Annotated in this window: 20 protein-coding genes and 1 pseudogene; 14 read left to right on the top strand and 7 right to left on the bottom strand. The window is 66.9% G+C overall.

Annotation, left to right across the window (positions count from 1 at the left end):
• Positions 1–25 precede the first annotated feature (25 nt).
• Positions 26–2,377 carry a DUF6049 family protein gene (locus AB0O71_RS06995; protein ID WP_363743629.1) on the bottom strand — a complete coding sequence of 784 codons (2,352 nt, stop codon included), beginning with the start codon at positions 2,375–2,377 and terminating at the stop codon, positions 26–28.
• A 53-nt stretch (positions 2,378–2,430) separates the two neighbouring features.
• Here AB0O71_RS06995 and AB0O71_RS07000 point away from each other — a divergent pair, with 53 nt between their 5' ends.
• The 10 genes from AB0O71_RS07000 to AB0O71_RS07045 all read left to right on the top strand — a co-directional run bounded on the left by AB0O71_RS07000 (position 2,431) and on the right by AB0O71_RS07045 (position 10,136).
• Positions 2,431–3,879 carry a CCA tRNA nucleotidyltransferase gene (locus tag AB0O71_RS07000; protein ID WP_363743631.1) on the top strand — a complete coding sequence of 483 codons (1,449 nt, stop codon included), beginning with the start codon at positions 2,431–2,433 and terminating at the stop codon, positions 3,877–3,879.
• A complete protein-coding gene (locus AB0O71_RS07005; protein WP_363743633.1) occupies positions 3,880–4,716 on the top strand; it encodes a PIG-L family deacetylase in 837 nt (278 codons plus the stop codon).
• Between the two features lie 13 nt (positions 4,717–4,729).
• The gene (locus AB0O71_RS07010; RefSeq protein ID WP_363743635.1) at positions 4,730–5,398 is read left to right on the top strand and encodes a hypothetical protein; all 669 of its coding nucleotides are present in this window, start codon (positions 4,730–4,732) and stop codon (positions 5,396–5,398) included.
• Between the two features lie 137 nt (positions 5,399–5,535).
• On the top strand, positions 5,536–5,898 hold the full coding sequence (gene rpsF, locus AB0O71_RS07015) for a 30S ribosomal protein S6 (protein ID WP_090145806.1): 363 nt from the start codon (positions 5,536–5,538) through the stop codon (positions 5,896–5,898).
• Between the two features lie 3 nt (positions 5,899–5,901).
• On the top strand, positions 5,902–6,447 hold the full coding sequence (ssb, locus tag AB0O71_RS07020; protein WP_363743637.1) for a single-stranded DNA-binding protein: 546 nt from the start codon (positions 5,902–5,904) through the stop codon (positions 6,445–6,447).
• A 48-nt stretch (positions 6,448–6,495) separates the two neighbouring features.
• Positions 6,496–6,756 (top strand): 30S ribosomal protein S18, encoded by a 261-nt coding sequence (rpsR, locus tag AB0O71_RS07025; RefSeq protein WP_010155628.1) that lies wholly within the window; start codon positions 6,496–6,498, stop codon positions 6,754–6,756.
• A gap of 12 nt (positions 6,757–6,768) precedes the next feature.
• Positions 6,769–7,218 (top strand): 50S ribosomal protein L9, encoded by a 450-nt coding sequence (rplI, locus tag AB0O71_RS07030; protein WP_090145809.1) that lies wholly within the window; start codon positions 6,769–6,771, stop codon positions 7,216–7,218.
• Between the two features lie 531 nt (positions 7,219–7,749).
• The gene (dnaB, locus tag AB0O71_RS07035; protein ID WP_363743640.1) at positions 7,750–9,123 is read left to right on the top strand and encodes a replicative DNA helicase; all 1,374 of its coding nucleotides are present in this window, start codon (positions 7,750–7,752) and stop codon (positions 9,121–9,123) included.
• Positions 9,124–9,233: 110 nt separating this feature from the next.
• Positions 9,234–9,815: a hypothetical protein gene (locus AB0O71_RS07040; protein WP_363743642.1), complete on the top strand. Its 582-nt coding sequence runs from the start codon at positions 9,234–9,236 to the stop codon at positions 9,813–9,815.
• Between the two features lie 30 nt (positions 9,816–9,845).
• Complete coding sequence (locus AB0O71_RS07045; RefSeq protein ID WP_363743644.1) at positions 9,846–10,136, top strand: ABC transporter ATP-binding protein; 291 nt, start codon at positions 9,846–9,848, stop codon at positions 10,134–10,136.
• An 8-nt stretch (positions 10,137–10,144) separates the two neighbouring features.
• Here the strand turns inward: AB0O71_RS07045 and AB0O71_RS07050 are convergent, their stop codons facing one another.
• The 4 genes from AB0O71_RS07050 to AB0O71_RS07065 form a co-directional block, all read right to left on the bottom strand.
• Entirely contained in the window at positions 10,145–10,636 is a 492-nt protein-coding gene (locus AB0O71_RS07050) for a hypothetical protein (protein ID WP_363743646.1), read from the bottom strand.
• 47 nt (positions 10,637–10,683) lie between these two features.
• On the bottom strand, positions 10,684–11,550 hold the full coding sequence (locus AB0O71_RS07055) for an LssY C-terminal domain-containing protein (protein WP_363743648.1): 867 nt from the start codon (positions 11,548–11,550) through the stop codon (positions 10,684–10,686).
• A gap of 104 nt (positions 11,551–11,654) precedes the next feature.
• Entirely contained in the window at positions 11,655–13,040 is a 1,386-nt protein-coding gene (purB, locus tag AB0O71_RS07060) for an adenylosuccinate lyase (RefSeq protein WP_363743650.1), read from the bottom strand.
• Positions 13,041–13,131: 91 nt separating this feature from the next.
• The gene (locus tag AB0O71_RS07065; RefSeq protein ID WP_363743653.1) at positions 13,132–13,539 is read right to left on the bottom strand and encodes a phage holin family protein; all 408 of its coding nucleotides are present in this window, start codon (positions 13,537–13,539) and stop codon (positions 13,132–13,134) included.
• 134 nt (positions 13,540–13,673) lie between these two features.
• Here AB0O71_RS07065 and AB0O71_RS07070 point away from each other — a divergent pair, with 134 nt between their 5' ends.
• The 4 genes from AB0O71_RS07070 (at position 13,674) to AB0O71_RS07085 (ending at position 18,494) form a co-directional block, all read left to right on the top strand.
• On the top strand, positions 13,674–14,777 hold the full coding sequence (locus tag AB0O71_RS07070; protein ID WP_363743655.1) for a histidinol-phosphate transaminase: 1,104 nt from the start codon (positions 13,674–13,676) through the stop codon (positions 14,775–14,777).
• Between the two features lie 87 nt (positions 14,778–14,864).
• Positions 14,865–16,046, top strand: coding sequence for a thiamine pyrophosphate-dependent enzyme (locus AB0O71_RS07075; protein WP_363743657.1), 1,182 nt, complete (start codon positions 14,865–14,867; stop codon positions 16,044–16,046).
• Positions 16,043–17,044 (top strand): alpha-ketoacid dehydrogenase subunit beta, encoded by a 1,002-nt coding sequence (locus AB0O71_RS07080; RefSeq protein WP_363743659.1) that lies wholly within the window; start codon positions 16,043–16,045, stop codon positions 17,042–17,044. The genes AB0O71_RS07075 and AB0O71_RS07080 overlap by 4 nt, the downstream gene beginning before the upstream one ends.
• A gap of 25 nt (positions 17,045–17,069) precedes the next feature.
• Positions 17,070–18,494, top strand: a complete 1,425-nt coding sequence (locus tag AB0O71_RS07085; RefSeq protein WP_363743661.1) for a dihydrolipoamide acetyltransferase family protein — start codon at positions 17,070–17,072, stop codon at positions 18,492–18,494.
• Positions 18,495–18,576: 82 nt separating this feature from the next.
• Here AB0O71_RS07085 and AB0O71_RS07090 read toward each other — a convergent pair.
• Both AB0O71_RS07090 and AB0O71_RS07095 read right to left on the bottom strand, forming a co-directional pair.
• A pseudogene (locus AB0O71_RS07090) lies at positions 18,577–19,167 on the bottom strand (aquaporin); the annotation flags it as partial.
• Between the two features lie 133 nt (positions 19,168–19,300).
• Positions 19,301–20,317: a cation diffusion facilitator family transporter gene (locus AB0O71_RS07095; RefSeq protein WP_363743663.1), complete on the bottom strand. Its 1,017-nt coding sequence runs from the start codon at positions 20,315–20,317 to the stop codon at positions 19,301–19,303.
• Positions 20,318–20,356 lie beyond the last annotated feature (39 nt).

Genomic DNA, 20,356 nt, shown 5'->3' on the forward strand with positions numbered 1-20,356 from the left:
GTATTCCTGGGCGGCTGAGGGTGCGCTACATCGCAGCAGCGGGATCCTGCCGCTCGCCGCTCGATCCACCGTGCGGCGCTGCCCGCGCACGCCGGCGCCGCACACTGCGTACGGTGCCGAACACGAGCAGCAGCACTGCCAGCCCACCCAGAGCCCAGAAGATGATGGTCTCAATGCTGCTGCGAATGGTGATCGGCAAGGTGCCGGTGAACACGGTCGGGGTTCCGCTCGCCGCCGAGACGCTGACGACCAGTCCCGATTCGCCCGAAGATACGCGGCTGCGCACCGGCACGAGCACCCGCTCGGTGGTCTCTGCGGGAACGATGACGCCGCGGAACCGGCGCTCCTCCACGGAGAGGGCGGCCGAGGCCGGGTCGACGTCGACGGTGACCTCAGCATCGAACGGCAGCGCATTGCGCAGCTGCACCGGCACCCTGGACGAGCTGCCGACGAGTTGAATGTGCTCAGTACTGACTGCCTGCACCCCTCCGAGCAGCTCGGCATCGCGCTTGCGGAAGTCGGCCGCAACCTCGGAGAAGCCGTCGACGTCGCCCGCGTACTGCGTCGAGAAGAGTTCGAGCAGGCGGGTTCGCTGGTACCCGCTGAGATACTCGGGGTGAGTGAGCACCGCGCCGACCTCGTTCACCGAACCCTCTCGGTTCGACGCTGAGCGGAGCAGTTCGAGCCGATCCTGCGACGTGCCGGAATGCTGGAGTTCGAACGAGCCGGTGCGCTGATCGGCGACCGACGTCGGAGTGATCCACGCGAACGTCTCGAGCTGCTCGAGCAGCGCAGCGGGATCGGCGGCTCGACTGGTGGCGCCTCGATCGAGCGCGAGCACCACACCGTCAGAGCCGCCCTGCGCATCCACGACCAGTTCGGCCGCGAGTCGTGCCACTCCCCCCGAGCGTTCGGTCTCGGTCTCCGCCTCCAGTGCGATGCGTGCGGCGCCGTCGAGCCCCGACTCGCTGACCGTCACGCTGTCGTCACCGAGACTCCCCCGTGGCCCTCCCGTTCGTTGCACGCCGTCTGAACTCAGCACGAGTGCGTCGATGCCTTCGCTGTCGAGCAGCGAAAGCAGATCTGGATCGGCGCGGCCGCCGGCCGGCCAGGCATACGCCGTCTCCTCCTGCGGCCAGGCGAGGAGTTCCTTCAGTGTGGGAAGGGACGAGGCACCGAGCTCGCTGCCGGTATCGGGGTTCGTATCGGCCCCGTCTGCAGTGCCGGCGTCGTCGTTCGCTGCGGGTTCGTCGTTCTCCACAGGCGCGTCGGTCTGGTCAGAACCGGTGCCCGCTGGGCCGGATGCAGCCGAGTCGGCGCCCGACTCCGGAGGTACTGTCGGCTCCGTCGTTTCCGCGAAGCTGCCGAACCGACTCACGAAGTCCAGATTCGTGGGTTCGAGCAGTGTCGTGAACCCGAGCGCTGCCTGCGCCGATGGATCGGCGTCCGCGAACTGCAGAAGGAACGACGGCAGTGGCGTCGTCTCGAGCCGACTGAGGAGCAGCTGTGCGCTGCGCGGAGCTTCGTCGCCGTAGGCGCGAATTCCGGCGATGAGGCGCGGATCGATCGCGAGTGTCGCCTCGTGGACGCGCGCCGCAGTGAGCAGCCGGTCCCAGCCCGGCACGAGATCCTCGAGCTGGCCTCGGGTGGGCAGCGTGCGAATGTCTGGCGGAAGCACGAAGGGAACGATGATGCTCAACGGCACGGTCTGCGCAGCAGCGCCCTTCCAGACGATGGAGGTCATCGTCGACAGGGTGGTCGGAATGTTCGCGGGCTCCTCGGTGGGTTCGGCGCCGAGCACCGCGAAACCCGGCTCCGAGGCCTCGGCGAACTGCACTGTCGCGCCCACGCGATACGCGCCCGCCGCGGCGTCGGCGTCGATGGGCAGGTCTGCGCGAGGCACGGTGATGGTCGCCGTCTGATCTGCCCCGGGGGCCGTCGAATCCAATGTCGCCTCGGCGAAGCGGGTCGCCGTGCCCGGCAGCGCCGCGTCGAGATCGGCGGGGTCGCTGAGCTGACGCGTATCGAGTACGAGCGTCACCGTGCCCCCGGGCAACTCGGTGGTCGTCGAATTCCGGATCAGCAATCCGAACTGCACCTCATCGTCTGCAGCTGCGATGACCGGCTCGCGCGGCGCGACGACGAGCTCGATGTCCGCGATGGTGTCGTCTGCGCTGGTGGCGTCGTCGGCGGCGATGGACGAGCGGTCCGTGCCGCTCAGCGAGGAGTGGACAGCGGCGGGACGCGATCCCGAATCACCGGAGAGCGCGGCCGCTGACCCATCGCCCGACGCACCCACCACCGCACCGACCAGTACGGCGACCGCGAGCGACCACGAGCCGAAGGCGCGCGCGTGGAGGCGGAGAACGGGAGGCATGGCGTCAAGTCTATGGACCGCAACCACCACGCTGACCCGGGTACCCTAGATGGATGCCATCCCTCGCTGCATCTATGGACGCTCTGCGCGCCATCGCCGACTCAGCGCCGGTCGCGACCCTCGCCACGGCCTTCGCCGAACGCGGCCACGAATTCGCTCTCGTGGGAGGGCCGGTGCGCGACGCGCTCCTCGGCCGAGCGGTGACCGATCTCGATTTCACCACGTCGGCCCACCCCGACGAGACCCGCGCCGTGCTCGACACGGTCTCGACAAATGTGTGGGATGTCGGCCGTGATTTCGGCACGATCGCCGCGAAGGTGCAGGGCGAGACCGTTGAGATCACCACGTACCGCGCAGAGACCTATCGTGACGACTCGCGCAAGCCCGAGGTGCGTTTCGGCACGACCATCGAGGGCGATCTCGTGCGCCGCGATTTCACCATCAACGCACTCGCCCTGATGCTGCCCGATCTGCGCCTCGTCGATGTTTCTGACGGGCTCGAAGATCTGCTCGCCGCGAAGATTCGCACGCCGGGGGCTCCCGAGGATTCGTTCACGGATGATCCGCTGCGCATGATGCGGGCGGCGCGCTTCTCGGCGCAGCTCGGGTTCGAGGTCAGTGCGGAGACCCGGGCCTCGATGCTGGAGCTCGCGGAGCGGCTCGACATCATCTCGGCCGAGCGGATCCGCGACGAATTCGTGAAGCTGCTCTCGGCGAGCGATCCGATTCCCGGCATCCGGCTGCTCGTCGAAACGGGCCTCGCCGAACGGTTTCTGCCCGAGCTCACGGGGCTGATCGCGACACAGGATGATCACGGCCGCCACAAGGACGTCTACGAGCACAGCTTGACGGTGCTGCAGCAGGCGATCGGGCTCGAGCAGGCCCGGCGCAGCTTGGGGGCCGATGCCGCTCCCGCAGGCCCCGATATCGTGCTGCGCATCGCTGCGCTGCTGCATGACATCGGCAAGCCGGCCACGCGACGATTCGAGCGCGGCGGAGTGACCTTCCACCACCACGACGTGGTGGGCGCGAAACTCGCGAAGAAACGGTTGCGCGAACTGCGGTTCGACAACGACACCGTCAAGCGCGTCGCGCGACTCGTCGAGCTGCATCTGCGGTTCTTCGGCTACAGCGACCAGCCGTGGACCGACTCCGCGGTGCGACGATACGTGCGCGACGCCGGTGACGAGCTCGAACGGCTCCATATTCTGACCCGCGCCGACGTGACGACCCGCAACCGTCGCAAGGCTGAGCGACTCGATCACGCCTACGACGACATCGAGCGCCGCATCGCCGAACTCGCGGAAGCGGAGGAGCTGGCGGCAGTACGGCCCGAACTCGATGGGGAGCAGATCATGGCGATCCTCGGCATCCCGCCGGGGCCCATCGTCGGCCGTGCGTATCGCCACCTCCTCGAAGTACGGCTCGATGAAGGGCCGATCGGTGCAGAGATGGCAGAGGCCCGGTTGCGCGCCTGGCACGCGGAACAGGATGACGAGTAAATGGGAGAACGTGACGTGACCGAAGCCGCACCGACCACCTGGTTCGACGGGCGCGCACGCGTGCTGTTCGTGCACGCGCACCCCGACGACGAGACGATCACGACCGGAGGAACCCTGGCGGCGCTCGCCGAGGCGGGTCGTGAGCCGCTGCTCGTGACGCTCACCCGCGGCGAGCAGGGCGAGGTGGTTGCCGGTCCGCTCGAGGCGCTCGTGGCGGCACACGGCATCGCCGTCGCTCGGCAGAACGAGCTGAAGACCGCACTCGGCATGCTGGGGGTGGATCGCCATGCCTTCCTCGGGGTCGAGCCCGCCCGCGCCGCAGGGTATCCCCCGGTCATTTATGAGGATTCCGGTATGGAGTGGGGCTCCGACGGCCGCGCGATCGCCGCACGCGATGCGAGCTCCGACGCACTGACCTCGGCCCCCGCGGTCGAGGCGCTGAACGATCTGCTCGCCGCCGCTGCGCAGTCGAACGCGCAGGCGATCGTGAGCTATGACGACAACGGCGGTTACGGGCATCCCGATCACGTGCTGGCGCACCGGCTCGCCCGAGCTGTGGCGCACGCGCTCGATGTGCCCTTCTGGGGGATCGTGTTCGACGTCACCGCGAGCGATACCGGCCCCGTCGCCGCCAACGAGTTAGTCGAGGTGCACGACGTCACCCCCTGGCTCCCCCGCAAAGTCGCCGCGCTGCGCGCGTACCCGACGCAGCTCACGGTCGACGGCGATGAGATCGTGCATGTCGGCGGCCAGCGCGAGCCCATCGGTACGGTCGAAGCGTTCCGCAGACTGACGCCGGCGCCGAGCGACCGAGCGACCGCTTCATCGGGAGATTGAGTCTGGAGGCACGATGAGCCGATACCTCGACCCGGTGCAGCAGCTGCTGACGCTTCCCGGCATCAGGCAGAGCCGTGCGGGATTCCACCTCTCCTGGTCGATCGGCTTCGTCGTGCTCGGCACGCTCTTCGTCGCTGTCGCGCTCGGTTCGGCATCGGCGACGGGAGTGACGTGCGCTCCGGGACTGGACTGCTCAGCGGCGAATGCGGCGGGCCGTGCGCTGGCACTGGCGGTGATCCCCTTCGGTCTGCTCTTTCTGCTCGCGCTCTGCATCGGTGGTGCCTTCATCCTCCGACACCGCATCTGGTTCAACCGGGGTGCCGATGCACTTCGCCGCGTCGGCACGGGCACGCCGGTCAGTCGCGTCTTCGAGCGCACGTGGAACTCGAACGACGCCTGGAACGCATGGATCTACGAGCAGTTCCGCGCGGGAAACCTCGCTGCCCTCCAGCAACTGGGGGTGCCTCAGTGGCACAACCTCGGCGACCTGTATGTGCATGTGTACCAGGCGAGCGACGAACGCATCGCGTACGTCTGCATCGGGTCGTATGCCGCCCGCCGTCGTGGGATCGACACTGGGTGGCGACCCGTCGTCATGGTCGGCCCGTGGTACGACTACACGATGCAGTACTTCGGGGTAGGCTTCGCGACGCCGTCTCGGGGCCACTCCGTCGCAGGGTGACGCTGCGCGCCGAAGGTGCTAAGCTTTTGAAGTTGTCTGCGTTCAGTGCACTCTGCGCTGGGCGAAGGCACGATGTATCAACACCCTCCTGTCACAGAAATCCTGTGGCCGTGAAGTCCGAAGGAGGTGGGTCAATAATGCATCCGTACGAACTGATGGTGATCCTCGATCCGGGTATCGACGAGCGCACCGTGGCCCCCAGCATCGAGAAGTTCCTCGGCGTCATCCGCAATGCGGGCGGCGAGATCGAGAACACCGATATCTGGGGCAAGCGTCGTCTGGCCTACGAGATCAAGAAGCAGTCAGAAGGCATCTACGTTGTGGTGAACTTCACCGCTACGCACGAGGCCACCGCTGAGCTCGATCGTCAGCTGGGCCTTTCCGAGGCCGTGCTCCGCACCAAGGTGCTGCGCTCAGACGAGCTCATCGCCCAGCGCGCAGCTCAGACGAAGCGCGACCAGGCCAAGGCCGCTCGCGCAGCCGCGAAGGTCGGCGCGTAGCTCATGGCCGGTGAGCCGCTGATCACAGTCGTCGGTAACCTCGTTGCCGACCCGGAGCCGCGCGTCAGCCAGGCGGGAAAATCGTGGGTGACCTTCCGGATCGCCTCGACCCCTCGCGTGCGCGACCGCCAGTCGGGCGATTGGTCGGATGGCGAACCGTTGTGGCTCGGTTGCCGCGCATACGGCGAATACGCCGATAACATCGCGGCTTCGCTCACCAAGGGCATGCGCGTCATCGTGCAGGGCCGTCTCACTCAGCGCAGCTACACCGATAACCAGGGGCAGCAGCGCACCTCTCTCGACCTCGAGGTCGAAGAGGTCGGGCCCTCGCTTCGCTTCGCCACTGCTCAGGTCGCTCGCGGCCAGGCACGTGGCCAGGTCGGCGGCTTCGGTGGCGGCAATGCAGGTGGAAATCAGCCGGCAGGGCAGAGCAGCTGGGGTCAGTCCGCAGCTCCTCAGCAGCAGCAGGACAACCCCTGGACCAACTCGGGCCAGGGCGAGTCGGGCGGCGGCTTCGGCGGCGGTTTCGACGACGAGCAACCCTTCTAAACTTCTTGATCCGGCACAGCCGGAACGCATCACGAAAAGAGACCAATTATGGCAGGCAAGTCCAGCGGCACAGCCCGCAAGCCGGGTCGCGGTAAGAACGCCAAGACCCTCGCACCCGCGAAGAAGCAGACCGTCGGCGTCATCGATTACAAGGATGTCGCAACGCTTCGCAAGTTCATCTCCGAGCGTGGAAAGATCCGCGCCCGTCGTATCACCGGTGTGTCCGTTCAGGAGCAGCGACTCATCGCGAAGGCCGTGAAGAACGCCCGCGAGATGGCTCTCCTCCCCTACGCCGGTTCCGGCCGGTAAGGAGTAGAGCAAATGTCAAAGGTAATCCTCACGAACGAGGTCCAGGGCCTCGGTTCAGCCGGTGACGTCGTCGACGTCAAGACCGGGTTCGCTCGCAACTACCTCGTGCCCCAGGGCTACGCGGTGCACTGGACTCGCGGCGGCGAGGCTCAGGTTGCGCAGCTCCGTGCCGCACGCGAGGCTCGCGCACTCGCATCGGTGGAAGACGCTCAGGCACTCAAGGCCAAGCTGCAGGAGGGCAAGATCCGCCTCTTGACGAAGACCGGCAACGGTGGTCGTCTGTTCGGCTCGGTGAAGCCCGCTGCTGTGGCGGCTGCGGTTTCCGAGGCTGGCATCGGCGAGATCGACAAGCGCAAGATCACGCTCCCCGCGATCAAGACCACTGGCGAGTACCAGGCGATCGTGCACCTCCACGAGGGTGTCGACGCCAAGGTGACCCTGCAGGTCATCGCGCAGCGCTAAGCACTCCGCGTTCGCGACGGCGGGACGCTGATCCGGTTCTCCGGGTCGGCGTCCCGCCGTTCGTGTTTTTGCGCGGATTCTGCCATCGGTGGGTGTCTTCGCAGTTGATGAGCTCGGCTGAGTAGTCGAGAAACAGCTCGCTGAACGCGGTGTGAACGGTCGCGCCGCAGCAGGCGGACGCACGACTATCAATCGGCCTCCTCTTCGCGCAAGTTCTCCACATGTCGGGCGTTTTGCGAAGCCTCAAGGTGTACCTGAAACTTGAATAACTTTTCTGATGTGGAAACTGAAAACTCCCGGTCAGAGCACCTAAAAAAGCAGGGTTTCACAACTCGTCCACATGTTCTCCCCAGGCCTGTGGACAATATGTGGCTCGACGCGGTGACTTATTCACCGAGTTATCCACAGGCGGGGCGCAGTCTCGCTGTCCATCGTTTTGACCGGCGCCGCACCGGCCCTACCGTGAATGTCCGGGGTCTGGTGTCTGATCGATCAGTAACCGAGTCCATCGCTGTGAGAGGAAGTCTGTACGTGTCAATTGCACACCTGGGCATTTCGGACCCGTTCATCAATGACGACTCGCGTGGGCATGAGCGGACGCCACCGTACGACCTGCTCGCCGAGCAGAGCGCGCTCGGCGGCATGCTGCTCTCGAAGGACGCCGTCGCGGACGTCACGGGTCTGCTCAAAGGCCCCGATCTCTACGTTCCCAAGCACGAGGTCATCTACGAGGCGGTGCTCTCGCTCTACTCGCGCGGCGAGCCGACGGACGTGATCACGGTCACGGACGAGCTGACGAAGAGCGGCGAGTTGCAGCGCGCCGGCGGCACGGAGTACCTCCACACGCTCACGAGCATCGTCCCCACGGCCGCGAATGCCAGCTTCTACGCCGAGATCGTTGCGGAGAAGGCGCTACTGCGACGGCTCGTCGAGGCCGGCACGCGCATCGTGCAGATGGGATACGCCGGCGAGGGAGAGGCCATCGACCTCGTCAACGTCGCGCAGTCGGAGATCTACGGCGTCACCGGCGAGAGCCAGGGTGAAGACTACGTACCGCTCCACCTCGCGGTCGACGCGGCGCTCGAAGAGATCAACAAGGCGAACAGCGCGACGGGCGGCATGCTCGGTGTTCCCACCGGCTTCAGCGAGCTCGATGCTATGACGAACGGCTTCGCCGGCGGGCAGATGATCATCATCGCCGCACGACCCGCCATGGGTAAGTCGACGCTCGCAATGGATGTCGCCCGCAATGCGTCGGTGCACGCGAACGCGCCGACCGTGTTCTTCTCCTTGGAGATGGGTCGGGCTGAGATCGCGATGCGACTGCTCGCAGCGGAGGCGAGCATTCCCATGCAGACCCTCCGCAAGGGCGCGCTCGACAACCGCGACTTCCAGAAGCTCGCGGCCACACAGGCCCGTGTCGCCGAGGCGCCGCTGTACATCGACGACAGCCCGAACCTCACGCTGGTCGAGATCCGTGCGAAGTGCCGCCGGTTGAAGCAGCAGCACGGGCTGCGAATGGTCGTGATCGACTACCTGCAACTGCTCTCGAGTGGGAAGAAGTCGGAGAGCCGGCAGCAAGAGGTCTCCGAGTTCTCACGTGCACTCAAGCTCCTCTCGAAGGAGCTCGACGTTCCCGTGATCGCGCTGTCGCAGCTGAACCGTGCCTCCGAGCAGCGCGCCGACAAGATGCCGGCGATCAGCGACCTCCGCGAATCGGGTTCGCTGGAGCAGGACGCCGACATGGTGATCCTCCTCCACCGTGAGGCCGTCGGAGACCGCGACAGCCCACGCGCGGGCGAAGCCGACTTCATCTTGGCCAAGCAGCGCAACGGACCGACGGGCACCGTCACCGTCGCGTTCCAGGGCCACTACTCCCGCTTCCAGGACATGCCGCAGGTGTGACGCCCAAGAGCAACCCGAGGACGCGCGATGGACGCGTGACGCAACTCCGCGAGCGGGATACTCCTCAGGCAGCCCGGGGTAGACTGGGTCGAGACGGAGAAAGGGGTGTCATGCCTGCTGCAGTTTCGACAACTGCGGGATCGACGACTCCCGAAATTCCAGTCCCACGCTCCGTCAGGCTCGTTCGTGTCGCGGTGCTTCTGCTCTCCGGCTTCGCCATCGCCTTCTCGCCGACCTTCCATGAGCAGCTCCCGTTCGACCTTGGGCTGGCAGCGATCACCATTGGTGCCATCGGCATCGCGCACCTGATCGAGTGGTGGTCGCGACGCGCTACCGGAGGCAATCCGCTGCCGCTGCTCCTCGGCGTGGTGTCGCTCGGTGCGGCGATCGGCCTCGCCTTCACGAGCACGGTCCTCGCCTTCGCCTTCGTCGTCGCCGGCTGGTCGCTCGTGAGCGCCCTCTTCGAGTTCGTCGGAATGACGGTGCGACCGGGAAGCCGTCAAGACGCGATCTTCCTCGGCGCAATCGGAATGATCCTGGCGCTGCTCGTGATGCTCGTACGCGACGACCAAGTCGCAGTGCTCGGCTTCCTCGGTGCATACGCCGTGCTCGCCGGAGTATTTCTCGGTATCTCCGCCTTCGACACGCGTCGCACGCGGGCTCCGCACGATACCGCCGCCGGCGACCGATAATCACCCACGAACCCTTCCGGAAAGCATACGATGACCCAGTCTCCCGAGCCCGCCAAGCAGGAACCCGTGACGCCGTCGCGCCGTGATCGCCTGAAGCCGCTCGAGCTCATCGGTTTCTCCGTAGTGCTCGGAGTCTTCGCCGGTCTCGTGGTGCTGCTGACGACGCGTGATCTGATCCTCGCCGCCGTGTTCTTGGGTATCGGCTTCATCGTGTCGATCATGATGGTGGCACTCGTCGGGCTCGGTGGGAAGCCGAGCCAAGAAGATCTCGATGCGAGAAAAGACCTGCAGCAGCCGGACGACAAGCCCAACTGGCACTGAAGCGCCCGTCACCCCGACGCGCGCTCAGCCCTCCGCGACCGACGCAGCTCGCGACGAGCGTCGCGACGGCCCAGGGTCCAGGCGCGAGCGTCGCGGCTCGACAGCGCGAGCATGAGCAAGATGTCGAGTGACACTGTCAGCAGGGTCGTGCGCACGGTGATCTCGGCGCCGGCTGCGAAGTAGCTGATCGCAGACGAGGTAACGCTCACTGCTGCCCAGCTCATGATGAGCATGCGTGCCCGGTTGCTGCCGCGCCAGAGGAACCATGCGAAGAGTGCGAGCGAACCGATCCACACGGCTTGGAAAGCAGCGAGTAGCCCGAGTGCGACGGCGGGAGTGACGCCGTCGAGTTCGAGGTCTTGCTGGATCGACGGCCACTGGGCGAAGACGCTGACCACCCAGATGATGCCGCCGACGCAGCGCAGCAGCACCAGCAGCGCCCCGCCCGTGAGCGATGCGGGGCGTGGAGCGGTCACCGGCGCCGCGACGGGTGGGCTCACGAGAGCCCTCACGGCCTCAGAGGCGGCGCGCTTGCTCGGCTCCCGCGTCATGATGGGGCCGATGCCGGCTCGGGAGACCCGACTTCGAGAATCGGCAGGTCGCCGTCGGTGCGGATGCTGTCGCCGCCACCGTTTCTCGAGTGGTAGCCGGTGGCGAAATCGCGCAGAATCTCGAGCCCCACCGATGGGTTCGAGGCCCGTACGGAAGCGATGATGTGATCGCGCTCCACATCCGTATCGGCGTCGATCTTGTGTGTGACCTGCAGCGTGAACAGCGAGAGCCCGACGGCGCGATCGAAGGTTCCGGCGGCAAGCCAGTCCACGCGCGCGCCGCCCGGGAGCAACCACCCTTCCGGGGTGCGCCAGAAGCGCACGTGATGCCGCTTCGCGGGGTTGCCGGCGACCTCCTGCTGATAGGCGAAGTCCTGCACCCGGGAGAACAGCATGAGCGGGCTCACCGGCGCGCGGTCGTAGCTGCGCCGCGTCACGGTCGAGGTGATGATGCGCCACGAGGAGGAGAGCGTCACGGCATCGGCGGCGATCCAGCCGGCCTCTTCGAGTGCACGGCGCAGTTCTTTCTCGCCGCCGCGCACCGCAAGGTTGACGGGGTCGCCCAGCAGACCATCACTCGTTCTCGTGCGTCCGATGAAGTAGTCGGGCACGTAGATCGTCGTGAGGATGCGGTGGAGGCGGGGGAGAGCGAGATACGCCAGAGTCGCCCAGAAGATCGCCCCGAATAGGATGCCGAACCAGCCGATGTGGAAGCTCTCGGTGAAGATGAGCCAGGCGAGCCATACGGCAGCGACTCCCGCATAGACGAAGAAGAAGTGATCGAGCGCCGTCGTCATCGAGAATCGCCGACGAACCGGTGACGCACTGTCCGTCACCGTTGCGACGTTCTGCTCTGAACTCATAGTCACATCGTAATCAGCGAGCGCCGGGCTGGGCAGAGGGATCGCGGTGGGCGGCCGCATGCCGCGACGGCTGCCAGCAGATCCTTCGCCTCAGCGGGCCCGGCTCAGCGCTGCAAGAAGTCGACGAGCCGCACCGCGTCGCCGATGTAGGTCGCCGGAGTGAGCGCGAGCAGTCGCTGCTTGGCGGCATCGCCGATCTCGAGCCCTTCCACGAATTCGATGAGGTCGGCCTGCCCGATGCGGCGGCCGCGCGTAAGCTCCTTGAGCGCCGCGTAGGGGTCGCTGATCGTCGACCGACCGGCGGTCACCTCTGCGCGGATGACGGTCTGAATCGCTTCTCCGAGCACCTCCCAGTTGGCGTCGAGATCGGCGGCGAGCACCTCGGGCGCCGCGTCGATCTGACCGAGCCCCTTGACGATGTTGTCGAGGGCGAGCACCGAGTGGCCGAGTCCGACGCCGATGTTGCGCTGCGCCGAAGAGTCGGTGAGGTCACGCTGCCAGCGGCTCGTCACGAGCGTCGCGGCGAGCGAATCGAGGATCGCATTGGAGAGCTCGAGGTTCGCCTCGGCGTTCTCGAAGCGGATCGGGTTCACCTTGTGCGGCATGGTCGACGAGCCCGTCGCCCCGGCGACCGGAATCTGGCGGAAGTACCCGATGGAGATGTAGCTCCAGATATCCGTCGCGAGATTGTGGAGAATGCGATTGGCGTGGGCGATGCGCGTGTACAGCTCGGCCTGCCAGTCGTGCGACTCGATCTGCGTCGTGAGCGGGTTCCAATCGAGCCCGAGCCCTTCGACGAACTCCTGCGATACCTGCGCCCAGTCGGTTTCGGGATCCGCGGCGAGATGAGCGGCGAAGGTGCCGGTCGCGCCCGAGAACTTGCCGAGGTACTCGACGTCGTCGATCTGGTTGAGCTGACGCTCCAGACGGTGCACGAAGACCGCGAGCTCCTTGCCGAGCGTGGTCGGGGTCGCCGGCTGACCGTGGGTGCGGCTCATCATGGGGAGCTCGCGGTACTGCTCGGCCTGGCGCGCGATCTCCGCGATGACCGTCTCGAACCGCGGACGCCAGACATCGGCGATCGACTGCTTCACGGTCAACGCGTACGAGAGGTTGTTGATGTCCTCGCTCGTGCAGCACACGTGCGTCAGCTCGGCGAGGTGGCCCAGCCCCTGCGACTCGAGCCGGGCCCGTACGAGGTACTCGACGGCCTTCACATCGTGCTGCGTGACGCGCTCGGTCTCGGCGAGCTCGTCGATCTCGGCCTGGCCGAACTCGGCGGCCCAGGTGCGCAGGGCGGCGACCTGCTCGGGATCGATCGGGGTGCCGCCAAGCAGCGAATGCTCCGTGAGGTACACGAGCCACTCGACCTCCACGTGCACGCGTGCCTTGTTGAGGCCCGCCTCCGAGAGCGTGTTGCCGAGATCGGCGACCGCAGCGCGGTAGCGTCCGTCGAGGGGGCTGATGGGCTGCGTGGGGAGCGGGGTCATGTGAGCCTCTCGGAGTTCGGGATCGCGGTCCGTCGTCCATTCTCCCACGCCGGGCGCCGCGCCGGTCCGTTGCCGCTCGCGGGGCCGGGGCTCAGCGATCCTTCTTGCGGGAGGTCCCGAGCAGTCCGTTCAAGATTCCCGAGAGGATCGACAGCACCAGTGCAGCGAGCACGCCCCACCAGAACCCGTCGAGTCGCAGGCCGAACCCCGCGAGGTCGGAGAGCCAGGCGACGACCGCGAGGAGTATGCCGTTGACGATCAGGCCGAAGAGGCCGAGAGTCACGATGTAGAGCGGGATCGAGACGAAGCGCACCACCTTGCCGAGCGTGCCGTTGACGAGGCCGAACACGAGGGCGACCAGTACGAGCGTGAGGATGTACCCCGCGCTCTCGGTGTTGATCGGCACGATCCACACCCCGTGGTCACCGCTGCCGCCCACGATGAGTGTGGTGAGCCAGAGGGCGAAGGCATTCACGAGGACTCGGAGGAGCGTGCGCATGTCTCCATTCTCTCACCGTGCGCGTCGTTTCGGCTCGAGCACGTGGGTTCGTATCGAGCGTGAGGGCCTTCTCGACGCGACGCCCTCCCCCTCTCACGGCACCGCGCACCACCCGATCACTATACTCACTTGTCATGAGTGACAACGTCGTGCCCCCCGTCAAGTTCCGCGCGGACGTGCTCGCTGTTCCCGCCTACCGTCAGGGCGCTGCCCCGACGAAGCCGGGCTACAAGCTCTCGAGCAACGAGAATCCGTTCGAGCCGCTCCCCGGCGTGCTCGATGCGATCGCGCAGCGCTCCGACATCAACCGGTACGCCGCCGTGGCGATGCCCGAACTCCGGGAGACGATCGGCGCGGAGTTCGGCGTCGACGAAACGCACGTGCACCTGGCTGCGGGTTCTGTGGCGATCCTCTTTCAGCTCGTGCAGGCCGCCGCCGCCGCGGGTGACGAGTACCTGCACGCGTGGCCGAGCTTCGAGGCGTACCCGTCGCTCGGCCTCGCTTCGGGCGCCGTGGCGCGTCGCGTGCCGTTGACCCCGACCGCCGAGCACGATCTCGACGCGATGGCCGACGCGATCACGGAGCGCACCCGCGTCGTGCTGCTGTGCTCGCCCAACAATCCGACCGGCCCCGCGATCCGCTGCAGCGATTTCGACCGTTTCATGGCACGCGTGCCGAGCGACACCCTGGTCGTGCTCGATGAGGCCTACCGCGAGTTCGTCACCGACCCCGAGGCGGTGCGCGGCGAGGAGGTGCTGCGGCAGCACCCCAACCTCGTCGTCCTGCGCACCTTCTCGAAGGCCTACGGCCTCGCGGGGCTCCGCATCGGATACGGTGTCGGCGATCCTGCGATCTTCGCCGCCGCGGCCAGCGTCGCGATCCCTCTCTCCGTCACCGGGATCGCCGAGAGCGCCGCGCGCGCCTCGCTCACCCCCGAAGCCCGCGCCGTGCACACCGAACGCGTGGCCGAGATCGCTGCCCGCCGTGACGCGCTCGCCGCAGAGCTTCGCGAGCTGGGCCTCGCGATTCCAGAGGCGCAGGGCAATTTCGTTTGGATCCCGGAGACAGGTCAGGCGCCCGGGGGAGTCGCCGACGCGCTTGCACTCGCTGCGGACTTCTCGGAGGCGGGCACGCTCGTGCGTCCGTTCGGGGGAGTCGGCGTGCGCGTCTCGGTGGGAGAACCCGAGAGTGTTTCGGTGGTCATCGAGATCGTTCGCCAGCATCTCGTGCAGCGGTAGGTCCCGCGAACTGAGGTGCATCCTCCCGCGTGCACTGCCGACGGTATATCCCCCCGCATGCAGCACCACTCATTACACTGAATCGAGATGAGCGAACAGATCACAGAGCGCCTGCTGTGCGGCGACGATCCCGAGCCGATCCGCTTCCTGGATGCGGAGGGCGGGTACGCGCCGTCTGACTCCGCCGCCGATTACGCGGCCGAGCTCGAGGGCGTGGGCGTCGAAGACTTCAAGCAGTGGTACCGCGACATGGTGTCGACGCGTGCCTTCGACACGGAGTGCACCCACCTGCAACGCCAGGGGCAGCTCGCGCTGTGGGTCCCCAGCGTCGGGCAGGAGGGATGCCAGGTCGGGCTCGTGCGCGCCACCGAGCCGCAGGATCACGTGTTCCCCGCATATCGCGAGCACCTTGTGGCACATGTGCGGGGCGTCGACCTGCTCGACATCGCGGCGCAGTTCCGCGGCGTGACGCACGGCGGGTGGGATATCACCGACCCCGCCAACGGCAACGTGCACCTCTACACCCTGGTACTCGGTTCGCAGACCCAGCACGCCACCGGGCACGCGCTCGCTCAGGTGCTCGATGCGAAGCGCCGCACGGGCGACACCTCGCTCGATGCCGGAGAGGCGGGCACAGCAACCGGCGAGGCCACCATGGTCTTCTACGGCGATGGCACCTCCAGCCAGGGCGACCCCAATGAGGCGATGATCTTCGCGGCGAGCTACCAGACGCCAGAGGTCTTCGTGGTGCAGAACAACGGCTGGGCGATCTCGGTGCCGGTGGCCCGGCAATCGCGCACGCCGCTCTACCGTCGCGCGCTCGGTTTCGGCATCCGCGCGGTGCAGATCGATGGCAACGATCCACTCGCTGCCTTCGCCGTGGGGCGCCGCTTCCTGCGGCTCGCCCGCGAGGGACAGGGGCCCGGTTACATCGAGGCGCTCACGTACCGCATCGGCGCGCACACGACCGCCGATGACCCCACGCGCTACCGCCCCGAGGGCGAGCTTGAATCGTGGCAGCTGCGCGATCCGATCGCTCGCCTCGAGGCGTACCTGCGCGAGCTCGGCGTCGACGACGCGTACTTCGCCGAGGTCGCGCAGTTTGCCGATCGGCAGGCGAAGGTCGTGCGCGATCAGATCTTGACACTGCCCACGCCGCACCCCGAGTCGATGTTCGCCCACGTGTACGCCGAGCCGCACCCGCGCATCGACGAGCAGCGCGCGTGGTTCGCCGAGTATGAATCGTCGTTCGAGGGAGGCGCCGAGTGACCGAGGTACAGACGCTCGCAGAGCGCACCACGCTGCCCATCGCGAAGGCGATCAACGAGGGTCTGCGCACCGCGATGGTCGAGAACGACCGCGTGCTGCTGATGGGCGAAGACATCGGCCCGCTCGGCGGCGTGTTCCGGGTGACCGACAAGCTGCAGGCCGACTTCGGGTCAGCTCGCGTGCTCGACACTCCGCTCGCCGAAGCCGGCATCGTCGGCAGCGCGATCGGACTCGCGCTGCGCGGATACCGCCCCGTCATTGAGATCCAGTTCGACGGCTTCATCTTCCCCGCCTTCAACCAGATCACCACGCAGCTCGCGAAGATCCGCGCGCGGCACGACGGAACGGTCGACATGCCGATCGTGATCCGTGTTCCGTACGGCGGCCACATCAACTCGATCGAGCACCACGAGGAGAGCCCTGAGGCGTACTTCGCGCACACTGCTGGCCTGCGCGTCGTGGCCCCGTCGACCGCGAACGACGCGTACTGGATGATCCAGCAGGCGATCGCATCGAACGATCCCGTGCTCTTCTTCGAACCCAAGGCGAAGTACTGGCAGAAGGGCGAGGTCGATCCCGCCGCCGCCGCCTCAGCGCTGCATCAGAGCCGCATCGCCCGCACCGGCACCGACTGCACCGTCGTCGGTTTCGGGGCGATGGTGACGACGCTGCTGCAGGCTGCGGAGATCGCGCAATCAGAGGGGACGAGCCTCGAAGTGATCGATCTGCGCACGGTGTCTCCCATCGACTACGAGCCCGTGCTCGCCTCCGTGCGCAAGACGGGGCGCCTCGTCGTCGCGCAGGAGGCGTCGGGCAACGCGAGCGTGGGCAGTGAGATCGCAGCGACAGTCGCCGAGCGGGCGTTCTATTCGCTGCAGGCGCCGGTGCTGCGCGTCTCGGGGTACGACGTGCCGTTCCCCGCAGCAGCCATCGAGCCGCTCTTCCTGCCCGACGCCGACCGTGTGCTCGAGGCCGTCGACCGCACGATGCACTACTGACCCCGAACTGACAGCAGGAGAATCCATGAGCGAGATGACGTTCCCACTCCCCGACGTCGGCGAGGGGCTCACCGAAGCCGAAATCGTCACCTGGCATGTCGCGGCCGGCGATACGGTTGCGCTGAACCAGGTGATCTGCGAGATCGAGACCGCGAAGTCGCTGGTCGAGTTGCCATCGCCGTTTACGGGCATTGTCTCCGAGGTGCTCGTCGAGGTCGGCACGACCGTTCCCGTGGGGCAGGCGATCCTGCGCGTGTCCGTCGAGTCTGCGGGCGATGACGACGCTGCGGGCAATGGTGGCAACGCAGCTGTCGCGTCGGATCCCCGAGCGTCGACCGGCCCGCTCGATACCGAGGAGACGCGCGACGTGGTCGCCGACACCGCGGCCAGTGTGGCGCACGAGGACGGCGAGGCCGGAGCGGTGCTCGTCGGCTACGGCACCGGTGGCGCGGTGAAGTCACGCCGTCGGCGCGGAGGAGAGCCGCTGTTGCGGCCTGAAGCCGAGGGTGCTGGTGCTGGCAGCGCGCCCAGTGGTGCGGGAGCCGCGGCCCAGCATGGGTCGCATGCCGTGATTCCGGTCGCCGATTCTTCGCCGGTGATCGCGAAGCCGCCGATTCGGAAGCTCGCAAAGGACCTGGGTGTCGATCTGAGCCAGCTCGCCGGTTCCGGCATCGCCGGAGAGGTGCTTCGCGACGATGTGGTGCGCCAGGCATCGCAGGCCAGCCTCTTCCGCAACCTCTCGACGCCAGAGGTCGCGGAGGCCCGGGAGGAGCGGATCCCGCTCAAGGGCATCCGCAAGATGACGGCACAGGCCATGGTGACAAGCGCGTTCGAAGCCCCTCACGTGAGCGTCTTCACCGACGTCGATGCGACTCGCACGATGGAGTTCGTGAAGCGGCTGAAGGCCTCCACGGACTTCGCCGGCGTCAAGGTCTCTCCGCTGCTGATCTTCGCGAAGGCGATGCTCTGGGCGGTGCGGCGCAGCCCCGAGGTGAACGCGACCTTCACCGATACCGAGATCATTCGTCACAACTTCGTGAACCTCGGCATCGCGGCCGCAACGCCGCGCGGGCTCGTCGTGCCGAACATCAAGGACGCGCAGGATCTCAGCCTGCTCGACCTCGCTCGGGCGATCGAGCGACTGACCATCACCGCTCGAGACGGCCGGACGCAGCCGAGCGACATGGCGCGCGGCACGATCACCATCACCAACATCGGGGTCTTCGGCATGGACTTCGGTACGCCGATCTTGAACCCCGGTGAGTGCGGCATCATGGCGATGGGCACGATTCGCCAGAAGCCGTGGGTCGTCGACGGCGAGGTGCGGCCGCGCATGGTGACGACCGTCGGCGGATCGTTCGACCACCGCATCGTCGATGGCGATGTGATCTCCCGATTCGTGGCCGACGTCGCCTCGGTGCTCGAGGAGCCCGCGCTGCTGCTCGACTGAGTCGCCGGGCGGCGGGAGAGCGCCGCGCTGAGGCGTCGACCTTCGCGAGGTCGTGCTGATTGAACGCGCGGAACGCGAACGCGGCAAGCGCCCCGCCTACGAGCGGTGCCACGAAGTAGAGCCAGATGTGCGACCACGCGAAATCGCCGTGCGCGGCGAGACCAAGCGCAACCGCCGGGTTGAATCCGCCGCCCGAAATCGGGCCGACGACGAAGGCGCCGACGACGACGACCGAGCCGATGGCGAGGCCGTAGAACGAGTTGCCCTCGGTGTCCTTCGAGGTCGCGACGTTGAGCACTACGTAGACGAGGATGAAGGTGAAGAGCGCCTCGACGAGGAAGGCCGGCCCGGTTTCGATCTCTACGGCAGCGCCGGCGGTCGGGAAGATGGCCCCGGCGAGGAGCGCACCGAGCACCCCGCCGACGAGCTGCGCGACGACGTACGCGACGAAGTCTCCTGCGCTGAGCGCGCCGCGGATGAGCGCGCCGAGCGACACCGCGGGGTTCAGATGGGCGCCGGAGAGGTGGCCGGTTGCGTAGATGAGCACCATCAGGGTGAACCCGATGGCAAGGGGCGCGAAGTCGCCCGCGTTGTTGATCGCGGCGACGATGGAGAAGACAAACAGCAGAGTCGCCAGGGCCTCGGCGCCGGCGTTGCGGATAATGCCGGTCATGAACGGCTTCCCTTTCTCATGGGCTCTGCGTCTTTACACAGCTAACGCTCATTATGACAAAAGGAAGCGTTCGCGTCACGGGTTTCTAGCGTGCGACCGCTGCGGGGTCGCACGCCTCGCATCGGGGCGCCGGCTACGCGTGCACCCGTTCGCCGGAGGCCCCATGGCTGCGAGGCTCCAACTGGAGCGTGACGTGCTCAGTGTCGAAGTGCTCATGCAGGCATACGCGCACCTCATCGAGAATCGCGTGATACCCGCGCTCGCTCCACGCCGCGTCGGTAACGGTGACGTGAGCTGAGAAGGCCGGTACGCCCGACGTGATGGTCCACGCGTGCACGTCGTGCACCTCTTCGACACCGGGCACCGCCTGCATGTGAGCGCGCGCGGCATCGATGTCGACGTTCTTGGGGGAGGCCTCGAGCAGCACGTCGACGACGTCGCGCAGCAGGCTGACAGCCCTGGGGAAGATGAGCACGGCGATGAGGATCGAGGCGATCTGATCGACCGCATTCCAGCCCGTGAAGAGGATGATGAGGCCGGCGGTGATGACGGCGATCGATCCGAGCAGGTCGCCGAGCACTTCGAGATAGGCGCCCCGAACGTTCAGGCTCTCCCGCTGCCCGGATCGCAGAATGAGGAGGGAGATCAGGTTGGCGATGGCTCCGATGACAGCGGCGACCAGCATCGGAACGGAGTGCACCTCGACCTCGGTGCCGAAGCGAGCGATGGCCTGGACGAGGATGACGATCGCGATGACTCCGAGCACGATGCCGTTGATGAGCGCGGCGAGGATCTCGATCCGCAGATACCCGAAGGTGCGCTTCGATGTCGCGGCGACCCCCGCGATCACGCTGGCGATGAGTGCGATCGCGACTCCGGTGGCGTCGGTGAGCATGTGACCGGCATCGGCGAGCAGTGAGAGCGAGTTCGAAACGAACGCGCCGATGAGCTGCACGACGAAGACCGTCAGGGTGATCACGAGTACGGCGATCAGCTTGCGCCGATGCTTCGCCGTGCCGGAGGCGGCGCCCTGGAGACCGTGATCGTGCGTGTGCTGCCCACGAACGCCGGCGCGCCCACCGGGGCGAGCGGGGTGGCCGATGCTGAACTCGGGTTCGCAGGCGTCGCTGCTCTCGTGCGGGTCGGTCATCGGGTCTCCTTCGCGAGCGGTCGTATAGAGCATACCCAC

The sequence above is a fragment of the Leucobacter sp. NPDC077196 genome (assembly GCF_040687075.1).
GTDB lineage: Bacteria > Actinomycetota > Actinomycetes > Actinomycetales > Microbacteriaceae > Leucobacter.

What these genes read in the sequence shown, in the direction of transcription:
- AB0O71_RS06995 (WP_363743629.1), bottom strand. Translation starts at nt 2,377, where the DNA reads ATGCCTCCCGTTCTCCGCCTCCACGCGCGCGCCTTCGGCTCGTGGTCG.
- AB0O71_RS07000 (WP_363743631.1), top strand. Translation starts at nt 2,431, where the DNA reads ATGCCATCCCTCGCTGCATCTATGGACGCTCTGCGCGCCATCGCCGAC.
- AB0O71_RS07005 (WP_363743633.1), top strand. Translation starts at nt 3,880, where the DNA reads ATGGGAGAACGTGACGTGACCGAAGCCGCACCGACCACCTGGTTCGAC.
- AB0O71_RS07010 (WP_363743635.1), top strand. Translation starts at nt 4,730, where the DNA reads ATGAGCCGATACCTCGACCCGGTGCAGCAGCTGCTGACGCTTCCCGGC.
- rpsF (WP_090145806.1), top strand. Translation starts at nt 5,536, where the DNA reads ATGCATCCGTACGAACTGATGGTGATCCTCGATCCGGGTATCGACGAG.
- ssb (WP_363743637.1), top strand. Translation starts at nt 5,902, where the DNA reads ATGGCCGGTGAGCCGCTGATCACAGTCGTCGGTAACCTCGTTGCCGAC.
- rpsR (WP_010155628.1), top strand. Translation starts at nt 6,496, where the DNA reads ATGGCAGGCAAGTCCAGCGGCACAGCCCGCAAGCCGGGTCGCGGTAAG.
- rplI (WP_090145809.1), top strand. Translation starts at nt 6,769, where the DNA reads ATGTCAAAGGTAATCCTCACGAACGAGGTCCAGGGCCTCGGTTCAGCC.
- AB0O71_RS07040 (WP_363743642.1), top strand. Translation starts at nt 9,234, where the DNA reads ATGCCTGCTGCAGTTTCGACAACTGCGGGATCGACGACTCCCGAAATT.
- AB0O71_RS07045 (WP_363743644.1), top strand. Translation starts at nt 9,846, where the DNA reads ATGACCCAGTCTCCCGAGCCCGCCAAGCAGGAACCCGTGACGCCGTCG.
- AB0O71_RS07055 (WP_363743648.1), bottom strand. Translation starts at nt 11,550, where the DNA reads ATGAGTTCAGAGCAGAACGTCGCAACGGTGACGGACAGTGCGTCACCG.
- purB (WP_363743650.1), bottom strand. Translation starts at nt 13,040, where the DNA reads ATGACCCCGCTCCCCACGCAGCCCATCAGCCCCCTCGACGGACGCTAC.
- AB0O71_RS07065 (WP_363743653.1), bottom strand. Translation starts at nt 13,539, where the DNA reads ATGCGCACGCTCCTCCGAGTCCTCGTGAATGCCTTCGCCCTCTGGCTC.
- AB0O71_RS07070 (WP_363743655.1), top strand. Translation starts at nt 13,674, where the DNA reads ATGAGTGACAACGTCGTGCCCCCCGTCAAGTTCCGCGCGGACGTGCTC.
- AB0O71_RS07075 (WP_363743657.1), top strand. Translation starts at nt 14,865, where the DNA reads ATGAGCGAACAGATCACAGAGCGCCTGCTGTGCGGCGACGATCCCGAG.
- AB0O71_RS07085 (WP_363743661.1), top strand. Translation starts at nt 17,070, where the DNA reads ATGAGCGAGATGACGTTCCCACTCCCCGACGTCGGCGAGGGGCTCACC.
- AB0O71_RS07095 (WP_363743663.1), bottom strand. Translation starts at nt 20,317, where the DNA reads ATGACCGACCCGCACGAGAGCAGCGACGCCTGCGAACCCGAGTTCAGC.